The 16,698-nt window shown below is 41.3% G+C and carries 12 protein-coding genes; 10 read left to right on the plus strand and 2 right to left on the minus strand.

Features of this window, described 5'->3' with window-relative positions; translation table 11 throughout:
* Positions 1-297: 297 nt before the first annotated feature.
* Positions 298-1,044: a ferritin-like domain-containing protein gene (locus ACKTT2_RS10655; RefSeq protein ID WP_407886488.1), complete on the minus strand. Its 747-nt coding sequence runs from the start codon at positions 1,042-1,044 to the stop codon at positions 298-300.
* A 54-nt stretch (positions 1,045-1,098) separates the two neighbouring features.
* Here ACKTT2_RS10655 and ACKTT2_RS10660 point away from each other — a divergent pair, with 54 nt between their 5' ends.
* Positions 1,099-1,293: a hypothetical protein gene (locus tag ACKTT2_RS10660; protein ID WP_407886490.1), complete on the plus strand. Its 195-nt coding sequence runs from the start codon at positions 1,099-1,101 to the stop codon at positions 1,291-1,293.
* 266 nt (positions 1,294-1,559) lie between these two features.
* A complete protein-coding gene (locus ACKTT2_RS10665) occupies positions 1,560-2,396 on the plus strand; it encodes a DNA/RNA non-specific endonuclease (RefSeq protein WP_407886492.1) in 837 nt (278 codons plus the stop codon).
* Here ACKTT2_RS10665 and ACKTT2_RS10670 read toward each other — a convergent pair whose 3' ends face one another.
* Positions 2,397-2,786, minus strand: coding sequence for a nuclease A inhibitor family protein (locus ACKTT2_RS10670; protein ID WP_407886494.1), 390 nt, complete (start codon positions 2,784-2,786; stop codon positions 2,397-2,399).
* A gap of 397 nt (positions 2,787-3,183) precedes the next feature.
* On the opposite strand from ACKTT2_RS10670, the gene ACKTT2_RS10675 reads away from it, so the two are divergent.
* The 8 genes from ACKTT2_RS10675 (at position 3,184) to ACKTT2_RS10710 (ending at position 16,696) form a co-directional block, all read left to right on the plus strand.
* The gene (locus ACKTT2_RS10675) at positions 3,184-4,389 is read left to right on the plus strand and encodes a sigma-70 family RNA polymerase sigma factor (RefSeq protein WP_407886497.1); all 1,206 of its coding nucleotides are present in this window, start codon (positions 3,184-3,186) and stop codon (positions 4,387-4,389) included.
* Positions 4,390-4,394: 5 nt separating this feature from the next.
* Entirely contained in the window at positions 4,395-5,582 is a 1,188-nt protein-coding gene (locus ACKTT2_RS10680; RefSeq protein ID WP_407886499.1) for a DUF1822 family protein, read from the plus strand.
* A 94-nt stretch (positions 5,583-5,676) separates the two neighbouring features.
* Entirely contained in the window at positions 5,677-8,076 is a 2,400-nt protein-coding gene (locus ACKTT2_RS10685; protein ID WP_407886546.1) for a CHASE2 domain-containing protein, read from the plus strand.
* A 48-nt stretch (positions 8,077-8,124) separates the two neighbouring features.
* Positions 8,125-8,355, plus strand: a complete 231-nt coding sequence (locus ACKTT2_RS10690; RefSeq protein ID WP_407886501.1) for a DUF433 domain-containing protein — start codon at positions 8,125-8,127, stop codon at positions 8,353-8,355.
* A gap of 3 nt (positions 8,356-8,358) precedes the next feature.
* Complete coding sequence (locus ACKTT2_RS10695; RefSeq protein WP_407886503.1) at positions 8,359-8,709, plus strand: DUF5615 family PIN-like protein; 351 nt, start codon at positions 8,359-8,361, stop codon at positions 8,707-8,709.
* Between the two features lie 186 nt (positions 8,710-8,895).
* Positions 8,896-10,326: a cellulose binding domain-containing protein gene (locus ACKTT2_RS10700; RefSeq protein ID WP_407886505.1), complete on the plus strand. Its 1,431-nt coding sequence runs from the start codon at positions 8,896-8,898 to the stop codon at positions 10,324-10,326.
* Between the two features lie 104 nt (positions 10,327-10,430).
* Positions 10,431-13,856 (plus strand): two-partner secretion domain-containing protein, encoded by a 3,426-nt coding sequence (locus ACKTT2_RS10705; protein ID WP_407886507.1) that lies wholly within the window; start codon positions 10,431-10,433, stop codon positions 13,854-13,856.
* Positions 13,857-14,119: 263 nt separating this feature from the next.
* Complete coding sequence (locus ACKTT2_RS10710; protein ID WP_407886509.1) at positions 14,120-16,696, plus strand: CHAT domain-containing protein; 2,577 nt, start codon at positions 14,120-14,122, stop codon at positions 16,694-16,696.
* The last annotated feature ends 2 nt before the right edge of the window (positions 16,697-16,698 follow it).

Raw genomic sequence — 16,698 nt, forward strand, 5'->3', positions numbered from 1 at the left:
GAACTCAGTTGTGAAACATTGATGCGGCGACGATAGTTGGCGGGTAGCCGCCCGCGAAAATAGCTCGGTGCCAGGTTTCTATACATCGCAAAGCCCTCTCCTTTAGCTACAACTAGGAGAGGGCTTTGTTTTTTCAATTTCATTTCTTGGTCTTCCAGAATCTGTCAGTTCGTTGAGGTTAAAGCCCACTATACAATGTTAGTGAGCTTTAGCCTTACATAAAAAATTGGTAATTTTAAAGTAGAAAGAGAATAGGATTGTTTCCTGAATCATCAATTTCCAATCGCCTATTCGCTTCTATGCTGCTACTACCTCAGAATAAGTTTCTGATGGTTTAGTATCTTGCACCATTGAGCGAGAAGTATTCTTTTGCTGTAGCATATTTCCGGCGAATGCTAACATAGCGTTTGTCTTACGAGTACGCCACTCATTTACGAGTCTTTCTACACTAGCAACTGGCATTCGCCGCATCATGGCTTCGTAGATATAAGCAGCATGACCAGTTTCATCTTTGGCAATACTCAAGATTCCCAATTTTAAGTTGCGTGTGACAGGATCGTTTTCGGGTAATACATTTGCCATTCGGGTAAAGTCTTTACTTGCATCTAACTCTAAAATGTAGGTGCTACCCATAAACACATCCCAATCAATGACTTCTGGTTTGAGTTGTTCTTGAGAATAGCCCTCGAAGAAAGCTGCAAAAAACGGACTGCGACGTTCTTGCGATCTATTTTCCTGAGAGTTTTTTGGCAAATTTTTAAAATCTATAACTTCTTTGTTAAGTTGTTTTAAGGCATGGGCAAAAATTTGACCGTGCCTAGTTTCATCAGAGGCGTGTTGTGTCAATTTTTCTGCAAGCCATGTATCACCTTCTGCTGTAGCGCGATCGCTTAGTGCGGTCAGGAAAGGAACAGAACCAGACTCTGCCAATTGGAACCCTGCTAGAACATTGGGGCGAGTTTTAGGGTCGCGGATTTGAGCGGCAAAGTAGTAGGCACTGATACCAGAACCAACTAAGTGCATAAAGTAAGTCGAGAGGTTCATGAAAAATTAAAGCGGATTGATGGGAGGTTACATTTCTTATACTAATCCTCATTTTTGAAATTGAGACAATGGATTTTTCATGGCTCCGGTTTTGCGATCGCGAAGCGCAAGCTGTACCCAGCTTATCGCATGAAGGCGCAAGCCGTACCAGGCTTATCGCTGTACCATAACGTCAGATCGAGTCATTACTCATTCACACGCTCTAATGCAGGTGTAGAAAGATATCTACCAACTGTCATCAATACTTGACGTTCTGTAACTCGCTCATTACTGTTAAAATCAAAAGTGCGTACTGTGACCTCTCCAATATCTGTCACCGATTGGATAACCGCAGCTTTTAGTGAAAACGATCTCCCTAAAAACCCCTAAGCGGATTAAAAAAGGTAACCTTGACAGATGTAGTTATATATGCATTGTTTTTTTAGCCTGATTTCATTTATGGTACTTTAAATAACCATCCTAGGGTTTTAGGTTTTGGTCGAGATTCACAGTTTTCTAAAGTTGTGCATAAACTAATGTTCGTCTCCAAGAAACTTCTCTTTCTACCGATCGCACTTCTCCTAATACTAACTGTCGGATGTACAATTCTATTGCCCAGACAGTTTGCTAGTAACCCTCACTTAGCTTTTGGAAATCCCAGTAACGCAAGTAACATCGATCCCAATAATTATTTAATAGAAAAGCCTCAGTACGTACTTTCATATAATAGAGATAAAGGAATTCCAAACTGGGTGAGTTGGGAATTAAATCAGTCCTGGTTAGGTGAAGCACCACGGTCTAATAATTTTCGCCCTGACGATACTCTTCCAGAAGACTGGTATCGTGTCACTCCTAACGATTACACGAGAAGCGGTTTTGATAAAGGACATATGATACCTTCTGCAGACCGCAGCAATAATCCTGACAATAATGCTGCTACTTTTTTAATGACAAATATCATTCCCCAAGCACCCGATAATAATCAAGGTTACTGGGCGCGGCTCGAAGATTATGAGAGGACTCTAGCTAATGAAGGTTATGAGTTGCATATTATATCAGGAGTTTACGGTCAGAAAGGAACCATTGCTCGAGGAAAGGTTTCTATTCCTGCTAGAATTTTTAAAATTATTGTTGCTACCACGTCTGAACGAAGCATTAATGACTCTACAAAAATTATTGCTGTGGATACTCCCAATATAAATGGTAATCGGGAGACTAACTGGACTGAGTTTTTAACAAGTATTGATGCTATTGAAAAAAATACAGGTTATAATTTTCTATCCAATCTTAGCCCTTCTCTTCAGAATTTAGTAGAATCTAAAGTTGCTTCAGTTATCGAGGTAAAACCAAAGAGTAGCTCGCACAAAAATTAACTAAGTTTCTACTACTTTTGTAGACAATCCAGCCAAATACTCGTCTGATGTTTTTCCTACAATATAAACATCAATATTGATTTTTCCAAAACGCATCACTTGAAGATCGAAAAGATATTTTTTTAAAACTTGGACAAGATGTTGATACTTCTTGACAGTTATTTTTTCTTCTGAATTATGCCAATCTTGTTCCGCGATCGCAACTTCAAAAAAAGAGTCAAGTTCAACAACCTCAACAAGTGTATCCACAGGAAGCCCTACTTTTTGAAGAACACATTCCGGTGTAATATCTTTTTGCTTGGAATCATCCCAAAGAAAAACCTCAAAAGGATACTCAGACTCGCTCATGTATAATAAGCCCTCTGATGCTTGTTTTAAAACGTTAATCAAATTTGAATCCTCTTGACCAGAAAATCTTGGCGACTTGCTCATACATTGACCAAAACTATATCCAAATTGTATTCTGGTAGCTAACGACCTTCTTCTTTGAAAACTTCAATGCATAATTTAATAAGATAAATAATCACTTGCCTCTTCATAAAGACTATCAAAAGTCAACCACAATGGCAACGACAGGGTTAGGTAGCTTGTTCAGGGCACAACAACCCTACAACTGCGGTCTATATTATCTGAAAATGAATGTAATTTGTGCGAGCGTCGCATAGCTAACGGCTAAAGCCGTATCGCACTTTAGATTCCCTCTAAGAAACTTGTAATTGAACAAGATAATCCCTCTCAAAATAACCATAAACCGTGACCCCTGACCTCTATTTTCAATGGATCTCCTATGCGTCCTCGCCAAGACATTACAGAATTGTTCTCAACATTCGCGCAGCTTGACAAAGACAAATTTAGTAAATGGCTGACCGATGGTAAACTGCGTCGAAGTATCCAAAATTGCTTGAACTTTTCACCAGAAGCCAGTCACTCAGAGAACTTTTGGGCAATTTATTGGCACAGGTATTGGCAAACTCAGTCCCATCACCTAGCCAAAATGCATTTGTTAGCCTATTTACAAGAATCATGTTATTGGACGGCTTCAAAAACAGTTGCCAAACTTACAAATAGCCCGCACAGCTTAGCGGATTACTTCCAAATGGCGAATGCAGAAGTTGAAACAATTCTCAAAGACTTCAAGGCAGAGAAATGCTCTAGCTTAAAAGCTTACGCTACTATAGCAATGCCTAGTCGATTGAGAGATATTTTACGCCAAAGAAAAGAAGCCGATCTTTGCACCAACTGGGCATTATTACGCAAAGTCAGTAAAAAGCTGCTTTTGGAAGCTCTAAGCGAAGCCGGATTATCACCGACCTCAATAGCTCAATATCGTTTAGCTTGGACTTGTTTTAAAGAACTGTACCTTCAGAAGCAATCGTCCGGGATTGCTAAGTTACCGGAACCGAGTCGCCAACTTTGGCAAGATATTGCTGACCTTTACAACCGCGAACGTTTCAGCCAACTCACCCAATCTACTGAGGAATGTACAAGCACCACAATTGAACAGTGGTTAATCCAGACAGCTTTCTACGTGCGTGCTTATTTGTTTCCACCTGTGAAATCGCTAGATGCTTTCAAGCAAGATGATGACACAACAATAACTTTTGATTTGCCCGATCCATCCTCAGACTCACTCGTAATTAGTATGATAGCCGAAGAGGATATTCAAAACCGACAAAATCAAATATCTCAGATGTTTGCTCAATTGTTAAATTCTTTACAGAACCTAGACGTAAAAACCCAAGAAGTCCTCAAGCTTTACTACCAACAGGGACTCACTCAGCAGCAAATTATGCAGGAATTACAGATGAGCCAGCCTACAGTATCTCGCCGATTGGTTAAAGGAAGAGAAGCAATGCTTGCTGCATTAGTCCATTGGAGCCAGTCAACTCTGAATATTCCTGTGACTTCCAACCAAATTAAAGATATGAGCGTTCTTTTAGAAGAGTGGTTGAGAAATCAATATGGTGAGTATAGCTTGATTAATACAAGGTAGTAAAAATGACCTATGCGTTTGTAGACCCAAGAGAATGGTTGTTAGAAATATCACCAACAGTGCAGGCGCAATCCTGGCAGCAAAGCCAGGTTTATGCCACACCCAGCAGTCGTTGGTGCGCTTTCATAAATCAAATTTGCCTCTCTGCCTTTTTGAATTGGATTTCTACTGAAGAATCCTTTTCAGAGGCAAGTGTAGGGCACAGTTACCCCGGCAATACAGCTTTTTGGGAATTTGTCAATGGTACAGCAATTTTGTTAGAAGGCAAGCAAGTCGTATTGATCCCCAGTGAAGCCATTGACGATCGCGAGCTAGAAGTTCCGCAGGAATGGGTAGATATTCCCAGTTGGGCTGCAGACTATTATTTAGCAGTGCAAGTCCACCCAGATGGCGAGTGGGTGAGAATTTGGGCTTACACAACTCATAGCGAACTAAAATCTCTGGCTAACTACGATCCGGTAGATAGAACTTATAGTGTAGATGCAAGACATTTGACAAAAGACCTCAATGCTTTCTCTTTAAGCTACCAATTTTGTAGGGAAGAAGAGACAAAAGCAGCGATCGCTCCAATACCACAATTGTCAACAGAACAAGCGGAAAATCTTTTCCAAAGGTTAAACAATGATTCAGTGACGTTTCCCAGACTATCAGTGCCATTTACAACTTGGGGAGCGCTACTAGAAAACGAACAGTGGCGTCAGCGCTTGTACGAGCAACGACAGCAGACACAATCTTCCCAAGTGCAAGTTAATCTCAGTCGTTGGCTTGAAGGTGTATATGATACAGCTTGGAAAACAATAGAAATGTTTTTGCAGTCAAATTCTAAGACTCTAGCTTTTAATTTCAGGAGTTCTTCTGGGATTGGTGTTGCCAGAGTCAAAAGAGCCAAACTTATTGACTTAGGAATGGAAATAGAGTCTCAAAAAGTAGTGCTATTAGTTGCTTTGATCCCAGACACTAATCAACAAGTTAGCATTCGCGTGCAACTACACCCAACAAGTGGAGAATTATATTTACCAATCAATACCAAACTAGCTTTACTTTTAAAGTCAGGAGAAAGTATTCAGGAGGTACGAGCAAGATCGAAAGATAACTATATACAATTAAAACTCTTTAGTGGAGAAGTGGGAGAATATTTCAGCATCCAAGTGACTCTTGAGAATTGCCAGATAACAGAAAATTTCGTTATTTAGTCATTAGTCATTAGTCATTAGTCATTAGTCATTAGTCAGTAGTTAGAACAAACAACAGATGACAAATGACAAACAACAAAGGACACTCGTACAAATGACTAAACTAGTTGTATTTAGCTTGTTAGGAGGAGATTTAGAGCTAGGATTTCCTGTGGTCACGGCTCAACTTTGGCATAATAACCAATCTTTTAAATTAATAGGGAGTTTGCCTGCTGTACCGGAACTCAGCGAACTCTATAAAAGATGGCAGTTACTCTATGAAGCTGTCCATGAAAGTTTGGGCAGCAATCAACGCATCAAAGTACATTCGCAAGATATTACTCATATTTCTGTAAGTGACTTTGATAGTTTGTGTCAACAACTACAAGCACGTATTAATACTTGGCTAAAATCTGAATCCTTCCAAAATATTGAACGGCAATTAAGAACTCTACTCAGTCGAGATGATGAAATTAGAGTCATTATTGAAACTCATATAACTCTACTACATCGATTACCTTGGCATTTATGGAATTTTTTTGAGGATTACCCCAAGGCTGAGATTGCTCTGAGTAATCATGAGTATGCGTCTCCTCAACAAATAGTACAAAAATCTCCCAAAGGTGAAGTTAAAATTTTGGCAATTTTAGGTCACAATTTTGGTATTGATATTGAGAAAGACCGTTCTTTATTGCAAGGTTTAACAGATGCTCAAACAACTTTTCTTGTCGAACCTACACGTAGAGAACTCGATGAGCAACTTTGGGATCGGGATTGGGATATTTTATTTTTTGCAGGACATAGTGTTAGCCTTGCTGATGGCGAAAAAGGGGAAATTCATATCAATCAGACAGAAAGTTTAACTATTTCCCAGTTTAAGAATGCACTTCAGACGGCAATTACACGGGGTTTAAAACTTGCAATTTTCAACTCCTGTGATGGAATTGGTTTGGCTCGAAATTTGGCTGATTTAAATATTCCTCAAATAATTGTCATGCGCGAACCAGTGCCCGATCTAGTAGCACAGCAATTCTTAAACAACTTCCTTATGGCTTTTACAAGTGGGAAGCCATTTTTCCGCTCTGTACGAGAAGCGCGGGAAAGACTTCAGGCATTGGAAAATGAATTTCCTTGTGCTAGTTGGTTACCAGTTATCTGTCAAAATCCTACAACTGTTCCGATAACTTGGCAAGCATTGCGCGCTCGCCAAAATCACAACGAGGTTGGCGGTAAAGTTTTAACGAACAGTAGAGTTTTGACCCCAAAAACTAAAATATTGACTGTACTGTTAAGTACTGTTATGGTGACTCTTTCAACCATAGGTCTAAGATATTTGGGAGTTTTTCAGAAAGCCGAATTGCAAACCTTCGACCAGATGATGCTTCTACGACCAAAGGAAGAGATAGATCCCAGGTTGCTCGTTGTTGAAATTACTGAAAAAGACATTCAATCCAGACAAGAGATAACAACAGGACTAAAATCCATTTCAGATAGTACGTTAGCTCAATTACTCAACAAATTACAAAAGTATCAACCGCGAGTTATTGGAGTGGATATTTATCGAGACTTTACCGATCCTCCAGATAAATTAAAGCCGATACAACTTGCGACTGAACTGAGCCAAGATAATGTAGTTGTTGTGTGTAAAGGTAGAGATACCAAACACGACACTCAAGGTGTTAAACCACCTCTTGGAGTCCCTGTAGAACGTCAAGGTTTTACTGACGCAATCCAAGACTCAGATGGTATCGTCCGCCGCCAAATTATGATGATGGCGCAAGAACTTACGTCTCCTTGTACAACACCCCACTCGCTTTCGTTGCAATTAGCGGCTCGTTATTTACATGACGAAAATATTCAACCAGAACTCAATGAAGATTACGTCAAGTTTGGTTCTAAAGTCTTCAAACGACTAAAGCCCGGTCTTAGTGGCGGCTATCAACAAGGGGTCGATCTAGGGGGAATACAAATACTTATTAATTACCGTAATGCCAATTATCAAACAGTTTCTCTAGAAGATGTACTGAGTAATAAAGTTAATTTTGCTTTGTTAAAAGATCGGGTTGTGCTTGTAGGAGTCACAGCTAACACTGTCAGCGATACTTGGTCAACTCCCTACTCTGCTGCACAGCAACCTTACCAGGAAATATCAGGTGTATTTATACAAGCACAAATGGTCAGTCAAATTCTGAGTGCCGTTTTAGACGAGCGACCTATTCTATGGGTTTTGCCAGACTGGGGCGATATTCTCTGGATATGGGGATGGTCGAGCATATCTGGTCTGATTGTTTGGCGCGTGCGATCGCTGTTAAATAAGGGATGTGCCATAGTTACTACAGTTATCATTTTATATGGAGTTTGTGCGATCGCACTTTGGGCGGTTCCTTCTGGGAGCATCGCCACATGGTTACCATTTATTCCGTCAGCCTTTGCTGTAGTTACAAGCAGTGTTGTTGTATTATTTATCCAAAGCCGTCAAGAATTTCCCACTAGTGTCTACCCATCAATTAAATGAAACGATAGAGGAGTTGTAAAATAAATACGGCACACTTAACTTAATTTTATGGACTGGCAATCCCGAATTACCATCGATCCTAACGTCCTTGTCGGTAAACCAATTATTAAAGGCACTCGTCTTGCTGTTGAATTTATCATTGACCTTCTTGCTCAAGGCTGGACAACTGACGAAATTCTCCGCAACTACCCTGGTATTACCAGCGAAGATATTCAGGCTTGTTTGGGCTATGCTAGCGCTACCCTTAAAGCTGAAAAAGTTTACGCTTTTCCTGCATAGATTATGCGTTTTCTTGCCAACGAAAATTTTCCAGGAGATGCCGTAGAAGCCCTTCGCAATCTAGGTCACGATGTTACGTGGATTCGTACTGATGCTCCTGGTATTGCTGATACCGAAGTTTTAAACCGCGCTCAAAGTGACGCTCGTATTCTCTTGACCTTTGATAAAGACTTTGGTGAGTTGGCGTTTCGTTCGCGTTTGCCTGCAACTTGTGGGATCATCTTATTTCGTATTAAAGCACCTTCTAGTGCAGTTGTTGCTCAAAAAGTGGCGAGCGCTATTGTATCTCGAAACGACTGGGCAGGACATTTTAGTGTAGTTGAAGACGATCGCATCAGAATGCGAGTCCTCTGAAAAATAGCAATCTTAAATAAGCTTAAATAAGTATATATGTATTGCTATTAAAATTTTTAGCTGCAATAGCGCTTTAACTGCATAACTCAACCTAAGTTCTACCTATTAGAGAACAGAAGAGATTGAACCATACATTGGCGGATACAAGGGGTGCTTTGCCAGAAAATATTGTTTGTCAGGAGAGTTATGAAAAAGTTGCAACTCAATTCATCAAAATTTCCTTTATTTGATGGCAAGAAACGCTTTTTAGTAATGACAGTGGGATTCCTAACTTCTCTGTTATTAACTGCTGGCTATTCCTTAGCATTTCCAAATTTATCAGGACTCGATCGAGTTAACGCAGCTACTAGCGAAAAAGTGTTTGTTGGCTACTTTGAAAGTTGGTCAGAAACATCAGCAAGTACTCCAGAACAGCTGCAACTAGCAAATATAGCACCCTACGTTAATATGGTGATGGTCTCTTTCATGAAACCAGATGGCATCTATAATAAGGGCAGCTACGATCTTTCCACAACAGGGCTGAACTTCACCGCCGGTGGTAGAGTCGTAAAAGATGCGATCGCACTCCTGAAGCAACGCAATCCCCGTACCAAAGTATTATTATCTGTGGGAGGCGCAACATACACTAATTTTGCCCAACTCAATCCTACTGCTATTGCCAATGTCGTTGCCGACTTTGGATTTGACGGTGTTGATATAGATTACGAACCAGATAATAATGCAGTATGTTCGTCTGTAGGGGAGAAAATTTCCTGTAGTTCTGATGCTGAGTTTCGTCGTGTTGTGAGTCAAATCCGCCAAGTTCTACCCAAACCCTACTTAATTACGGTTGCGGCATGGAGTATCGGTGCTTACGGTGAAGGACAGTGGGCAAATTCCCAACCCCAAGGTCAAAAGACAGGCTTATTATTGAATTTGTTGCGATCGCCAGAGGCTGCAGCGATCGACCAATTAAATGTCATGTCCTATGACGCCGGTTCCACTTACAACCCGCAAGAAGCCTTAGCTGCTTATCAAAACTATTTTTCAGGTAAAGTGGTGATGGGCGTAGAAGTACCTCCAGAAGCTTGGGGAGGTCATGTCTATACCATTCCAGAAGTTCAGAGTTTGGGACAGGCAGTTGTTAACAAAAATGCGGCTGGGCTAATGTTGTGGAGTCTGCAAAAGCAGCCACAAGGAACACCATCAGACAACAACCCAACTGCAGAAGCGATAGCAAAAACAAGTTGTCAAATCCTCTCCCTTGGCAATTGCGAACAGCCACTGTTTAGTACGGGATTGCCAACTCCTCCACCGACTCCACAATCCAACTTAAAGACGCAAACTATCATCACCTCAGACTGGGACACTGGCTTCTGCTCGAAGTTGTCAGTCACAAACCAAGGAACCACTTCTGTTGAGAATTGGCGATTGAAATTCCAATTGAAGCAAGCGGTAATTGAATCCACCTGGAATGCTACATTTACACCTAGCAGTGGTAATGCCTCTGAATACATAGTGACACCAGACGATTGGATAAAAGTTATTGCAGTCAATCAAACACGAGAAGTGGGCTTTTGTGCAAACAAAACAGGAAATGATTACAAACCTCAAAATGTGACAGCAGAGCAACTGTAATTGGAAAGTACCACAAGAAATATAAAAATGCATAAGTCGGCGCTGATACCCATATTATGAGTTGAGGCTTCCTAGCTGAATTTCCTTTTTAATGGGAGAGTAGAATGTCTTTTGGATCTGTGGGTTTGTATTGGTGGCAAGGTCTGGGAATTGCCATAGGCAGTACGATAATTTTATGTGCAAATAGTTCAATTGCTCAAATTACTCCAGATGGGACTTTACCCAATAATTCCAATGTGAGATTGGAGGGGAACACCAGAATTATTGAGGGTGGAACCACAGCAGGCACTAATCTATTTCACAGTTTCCAAGATTTTTCTGTTCCCACTGACTCAGAGGCTTTCTTTAACAATGCACAGAATATTCAGACTATCCTGACGCGGGTGACAGGTGGATCGATTTCTAATATTAATGGTGTCATCCGAGCCAACGGTACAGCAAACCTATTTCTACTCAATCCAAACGGCGTTATCTTTGGTCCTAATGCTCGGTTAGAGATTGGCGGTTCGTTTCTAACAACTACGGCAAATAGTTTTCAATTTGCAGATAATAGTTTCTTTAGTGCCTCATCAGCAACGAATACTCCTTTGCTGACTGTTAACGTACCGATTGGCTTGCAATACAACAGCAATCCAGGGAAGATTCAACTGCAAGGGTCGAAACTACAGGTAAATCCGGGCAAGACATTAGCTTTTTTAGGCGGTAATGTGAGCTTGGAGGGTGGGAATCTCTCTGCTGTTGGGGGTCGAGTCGAGTTGGGAGGATTGGCAGCAACGGGAACGGTTGGGTTAAATATTGACAGCAATGGTAATCTTTTGAATTTGGCTTTTCCCCCCCAAGTGCAACGAGCTGATGTTTCACTCTCCAATCGATCTCAAGTTGATGTGACAGCTTCTGGCGGTGGTAGTATTGCTGTCAATGCTCGCAACTTAGATATTTTAGGAAGAAGTGGTCTGAATGCTGGCATTGCTCAAAATTCGGGGTCAGTTAATACAAATGCTGGCAATATTAACGTTGATGCAACAGAAACAGTAACCCTCACTCAGTCTAGTTTGATTGCCAATCAAATCAATTCCAGAGCTACTGGTACGAGTGGAACTATCAATCTTGTTGCTGGCTCGCTTAATTTATTGAGTGGATCTCAACTATTCACTAGCACTTTTGGACAAGGAAATGCGGGCAATGTAAATGTTAATGTCCGCGATGCGATTTCTGTTCGTGGAGAAAATCCGGGTATTAGCACTAGTGGAATCATTAGCGCAATTGGTGAAACAGGGGTAGGCAGAGGGGGTGATATCAATATCACGACTGGAGCGATGGCAGTGACCAATGGTGCTCAACTTAATGCCGTAACCTTAAATCGGGGAGATGCAGGCAACATAAATATCAATGCCCGCGATACAGTTTCCTTTGATGGAGCCGGAAACAATTACAATGCCAGTGGTTTACTTAGCTCAGTCGCCTTAACAGGAGTAGGTAATGGGGGCAAAGTCAATATTACGGCAAGGTCGGTGTCAGTAACAAACGGCGCTCAACTGAATACTCTTACCAAAGGACGGGGGAATGCAGGCAATGTGAGAATCGATGTCCGCGATACAGTTTCCTTTGATGGAGAGAATATCTATGGAGGTGGTAGCGGTATACTCAGTAGTGTGGACACAACAGGTGTGGGTAATGGCGGCGAAATTGATATTACAACTGGGTCGCTTTCGTTGACAACGGGCGCTCAACTTAATGCCCTAACTCAAGGACGGGGAAATGCGGGTAATGTGAAGATTAATGCTCGCGATAGGGTTTTCTTTGATGGAATAAATAGTTTTGGCGGTGCAAGTGGAATACTCACTTCAGTGTCACAAGGAGCTACAGGCACAGGGGGAGACATCAATATTACAACTGGCTCACTTTTGTTGACAGGAGGTACTCAATTAAATGTTTTAATCAAAGGACGGGGAAATGCAGGTAACGTGAAAATAGATGCCCGCGACTCGGTTTCTTTGGTTGGAACGAATATCAATGGTGGTGTCAGTGGAGCATTTAGCAGTGTGGATGAGACAGGGGTAGGTAACGGGGGCAACATTGACATCACTACAGGGTCTCTTTCATTGGAAGGGGGTGCCGGGTTATATGTTGTCACTAAAAATCAGGGAAATGCAGGTAAAGTCAGTATCAATGCCCGCGATACAGTTTTGATTGAAGGGGTAAATAGTAATGGCGGCTCTAGTGGGATATTTAGCAGTGTGGAAACAACTGGGGTGGGTAAAGGCGGTGATATTGATGTTACAACTGGAACGCTATTATTAACTAGAGGAGGTGGACTATTTGCTGTCACCAAAGGAAAGGGAAATGCTGGGAATGCAAATATAAATGCTCGCGATCGCATCTCTTTTGATGGCTCGAATAGCGTTTATGGTGGCGGTAGTGGAATATACAGTAGTGTGGATTTGGTAGAAGCTGTAGGCAACGGGGGCGACATTAATATTGCAACTAATTCACTCTCAGCAACTAATGGAGGTGGACTGTTTGCTAGCACCTCCGGACAGGGGGATGCAGGCAATGTGAACATAAACGCCCGCGATCGCGTCTCTTTTGATGGAGCGACTAGCAGTGGAGATTCCAGTGGGGTATTTAGCGATGTAAAATCGGGAGCTGTAGGTAACGGTAGAAATATTCAAATTACAGCTAGAGAGCTTTTTGTGACGAATGATGCAAGGCTTTCTGCTACGAGTGCGGGTAATGGCTCTGCAGGTAACCTAATAGCCAGGGCTAACTTTATCAATTTGAATAGAGGGACTCTTAGCTCTGACACTGTAGCAGGCGAGGGCAGTATCGAGTTGTATGCCCGAGATGTGCTATTGCTCCGACGTGGCAGTAACATTACAACCAACGCTAGGGGAGAAAATGTCATCGGTGGTAACATAAATATCAATACTAACAATCTTGTAGGATTTGAAGATAGCAATATTGCTGCTAACTCCGTTGATTTTCGTGGTGGTAATGTTAGAATCAAGACAAAAAGCATTTTTGGCATTCAATTCCGGGATATAGCTTCTCTTCAAACCAGCGATATTACTGCTAAAGGTGCAACTCGCGAGTTAAGCGGTATTGTAGAAGTGACTCAACCTGATGTAGACCCTACTAGCGGTTTAGTCGAACTTCCAATCGATCTCGTTGATGCTTCGCAACAAATTTCCAACGCTTGTACTCCAGGAACTCAGCAATTTAAGAGTACGTTTGTGGCAACAGGACGCGGTGGGTTACCACTCAATCCCACTGAACCATTACAAGAAAATAGTACTCTATCAGCTTGGGTGAGATTAAGAACAAAACCAGAAAATTCAGTCAACACAACTCTTGAGCCACAACCAATAGCTGTCTCAACTCATACCAAAGTTCCGGTTATGACTCCAATTGTAGAAGCCTCTGGTTGGGTAAGCGATCGCAATGGCAACATAGAGCTAGTATCACAAGCTTCCCAAGTCAATCCCCACACTCCTTGGCAAACTCCAACTTCTTGTCAAAATCCAACTTAATTCATTCAGATTTTAGAACCTCTACAGCCATTTTCACCTAAATGAACCACAATATGCTCTTGTGGTCATAAGTCGCATTAATCATAATTCACTTTCCTAAAGTTTGAAAAGCTTTTAATCATAACATTATATATTTTGTCATACTATAGCAATTCTGTGTAATTTGTGAAATACACGTAAAGATGAAAGTGCATAAGCCGATCGCACTGACGCCCATAATATTAATTGAGGCTTCTAAGCAAAATTTCCTTAAGGTGTAAAGTATGCATCCATTTCATCTGGCAAAGCGATTCCTTAGATTTGCAGGGATGTATGTAGTTTTATTTACTGTATCTTTTTCTCTAACTCTTATCCCCAGTACATTCGCTACTACTAAAATTGCAACACCACCCCAACTTCTCGATCGAGGCGAAGCACTCTATCAAGCAGGACGCTTTTCTGAAGCAGTGACAGTTTTACAACAAGCTGTTCGTCTCTACGAACAAAAAGGCGATCGCATGACACAAGCTGTAGCACTCACAAACCTCTCTCTCGTCTTCAAACAACTTGGTTCGTGGCAAGAAGCCTCAAAAGCGATCGATACCAGTTTAAATCTACTGGGCTGGAATAATAACAATCAAAAGTTTTATGTCAACAATCCAAAGACAGATTTATTAGAACTTCTCGCACAAACTCTCGATATTCAGGGTGAATTGCAACTGTCACGGGGACAAGCGGAGGGATCGCTAAAAACATGGCAGCAAGCGGAGCAAATCTGGAAGCGCATAGGAAACAATGCTGGAGTGACACGCAACCGAATCAATCAAGCACAAGCTCTACGAGTTTCGGGTTTTTACAGCCGTAGTATAAACATATTGAATGAAGTTTCCCAACAGTTGAAAACCCAACCTGATTCACTTGAAAAAGTCACTGCTTTACGCTCTCTTGGTAATGCACAGCAACAATTCGGCGACTTAGAACAATCCTCAAAAAATTTAAACCTCAGCTTAGAAATTGCCCAACGCCTGAAACTACCTCTAGAAATTAGTCTGACAGAATTTTCTCTTGGTAATACCGTTAGAGGAGCGGGTAATATCAAAGATGCTATAGCCCATTATGAAAATGCTGCTAAAGTTGCACCTACCCCACTTACCAAAATTCAAGCTCAAATCAATCAACTTAGCTTGCTTGTTGAGAATCAACAAATAGCAGAAGCGAAAACATTAATACCCACAATTCAATCCCAATTACCAAGTTTACCCACAAATCAAGCGGGTATTTATGCACGGATAAATTTTGCTCGAACTTTACTTAAAATTGGTAATAAAAAAGACATTGCCAAGATTCTGGCAAGCAGCATTCAACAAGCGAAAACAATTGGTGATGAACGCGCTCAATCCTATGCATTAGGGAGTTTGGGAGAAGTTTACGAGCAAAACCGTCAATGGCAAGAAGCACAAGATTTGACGCAACAAGCATTGTTTATCGCTCAAAAACTCAATGCTTCGGATATAGCTTATCGTTGGGAGTGGCAGTTAGGACGCTTACTCAAAGCACGAGAAAATATACAGGGAGCCATAGCTGCTTATGATACTACAGTTGCCACGCTTGAGTCTCTCCGAAGCGATTTAGTAGCAGTCAATCGAGAAGTACAATTTAATTTCCGCGATAGCGTAGAACCTATTTATCGTCAATCAGTAGAGCTACTTTTACAAGAGAAAGGACAAGGAAAACCCGATTTAGATAAAGCCCGCAAGCGTGTAGAAGCCTTGCAACTAGCAGAACTGGACAATTTTTTCCGAGAAGCTTGTTTAAGTAATCAATTTGTTGTGCTGGATAAAGTAGTAGATCGCGATCGCCCTAACACGGCTATTTTTTACCCCATTATTTTAAATAACCGTTTAGAAGTTATCCTCAAGCTTCCCAATAAACCGTTGATGCATAGAACTTCTGTTGTTAATTTTCAGGAAGTAGAGCAAGCCGTTACAAAAATGCGACAGACAATAGTTGAACCAGATACAATTAAGGAATTTCAAGTAGTTTCTCAGCAGTTGTATAACTGGTTAATTAAACCAGTTGAAAGCGAGCTAAAAAATAGTAAGGTGAATACTTTAGTCTTTATCCCAGACGGGGCGTTGCGAAATATTCCCATGTCTGCATTGTATGATGGCGCATTGTATTTAGTCCAAAAGTACGCTGTTGCTGTTAGCCCTGGACTACAACTCTTTAGCCCAAAACCTTTAGCTAAGGAAAAGTTAAACGCCCTTGCTGGAGGACTATCAGAGCCACCTAAAACCGAAAACTTTGCACCGCTTCCTAATGTTAAAGCCGAACTAAAATTAATTCAGCAATTAGGCGTGTCGAGAATAGTATTATTAGATGAAACTTTCAAAAGTACAACATTAAGTAAAACTATCAATAGTCAACCTTTTAGAGTCGTTCACCTGGCAACTCACGGACAATTTAGCTCTAAAGCAAAAGACACTTTCATCCTAGCTGCCGATAAACGCATCTATGTAGATGAATTAGGGAGTTTGCTCAAAAGTAGAGAGGAAAAACGAACAGAGCCAGTGGAATTGCTGGTTTTAAGTGCTTGCGAAACAGCAGCAGGAGATAACCGTGCTGCCTTGGGATTAGCCGGAGTTGCTTTACGTGCTGGAGCAAGGAGTACGTTGGCGTCTCTATGGCAGATTGGTGATAATTCCACTGCTACTTTGATTGGTGAGTTCTACAAGCAGTTAACAACTGGCAAAACTACATCAGAGGCTTTGCGCGAGGCTCAATTAAAGCTGCTATCTGATTCTAAATACTCCCGTCCTCTTTACTGGGCACCCTATGTACTCGTAGGCAATTGGTTATAGAT

This window comes from Scytonema hankhaensis NUACC26, from assembly GCF_045865695.1.
Classification (GTDB): domain Bacteria; phylum Cyanobacteriota; class Cyanobacteriia; order Cyanobacteriales; family Nostocaceae; genus Scytonema.

Coding starts and splice junctions, on each gene's coding strand:
- ACKTT2_RS10655 (WP_407886488.1), bottom strand. CDS start 1,044: ATGAACCTCTCGACTTACTTTATGCACTTAGTTGGTTCTGGTATCAGT.
- ACKTT2_RS10665 (WP_407886492.1), top strand. CDS start 1,560: ATGTTCGTCTCCAAGAAACTTCTCTTTCTACCGATCGCACTTCTCCTA.
- ACKTT2_RS10675 (WP_407886497.1), top strand. CDS start 3,184: ATGCGTCCTCGCCAAGACATTACAGAATTGTTCTCAACATTCGCGCAG.
- ACKTT2_RS10680 (WP_407886499.1), top strand. CDS start 4,395: ATGACCTATGCGTTTGTAGACCCAAGAGAATGGTTGTTAGAAATATCA.
- ACKTT2_RS10685 (WP_407886546.1), top strand. CDS start 5,677: ATGACTAAACTAGTTGTATTTAGCTTGTTAGGAGGAGATTTAGAGCTA.
- ACKTT2_RS10690 (WP_407886501.1), top strand. CDS start 8,125: ATGGACTGGCAATCCCGAATTACCATCGATCCTAACGTCCTTGTCGGT.
- ACKTT2_RS10695 (WP_407886503.1), top strand. CDS start 8,359: ATGCGTTTTCTTGCCAACGAAAATTTTCCAGGAGATGCCGTAGAAGCC.
- ACKTT2_RS10700 (WP_407886505.1), top strand. CDS start 8,896: ATGAAAAAGTTGCAACTCAATTCATCAAAATTTCCTTTATTTGATGGC.
- ACKTT2_RS10705 (WP_407886507.1), top strand. CDS start 10,431: ATGTCTTTTGGATCTGTGGGTTTGTATTGGTGGCAAGGTCTGGGAATT.
- ACKTT2_RS10710 (WP_407886509.1), top strand. CDS start 14,120: ATGCATCCATTTCATCTGGCAAAGCGATTCCTTAGATTTGCAGGGATG.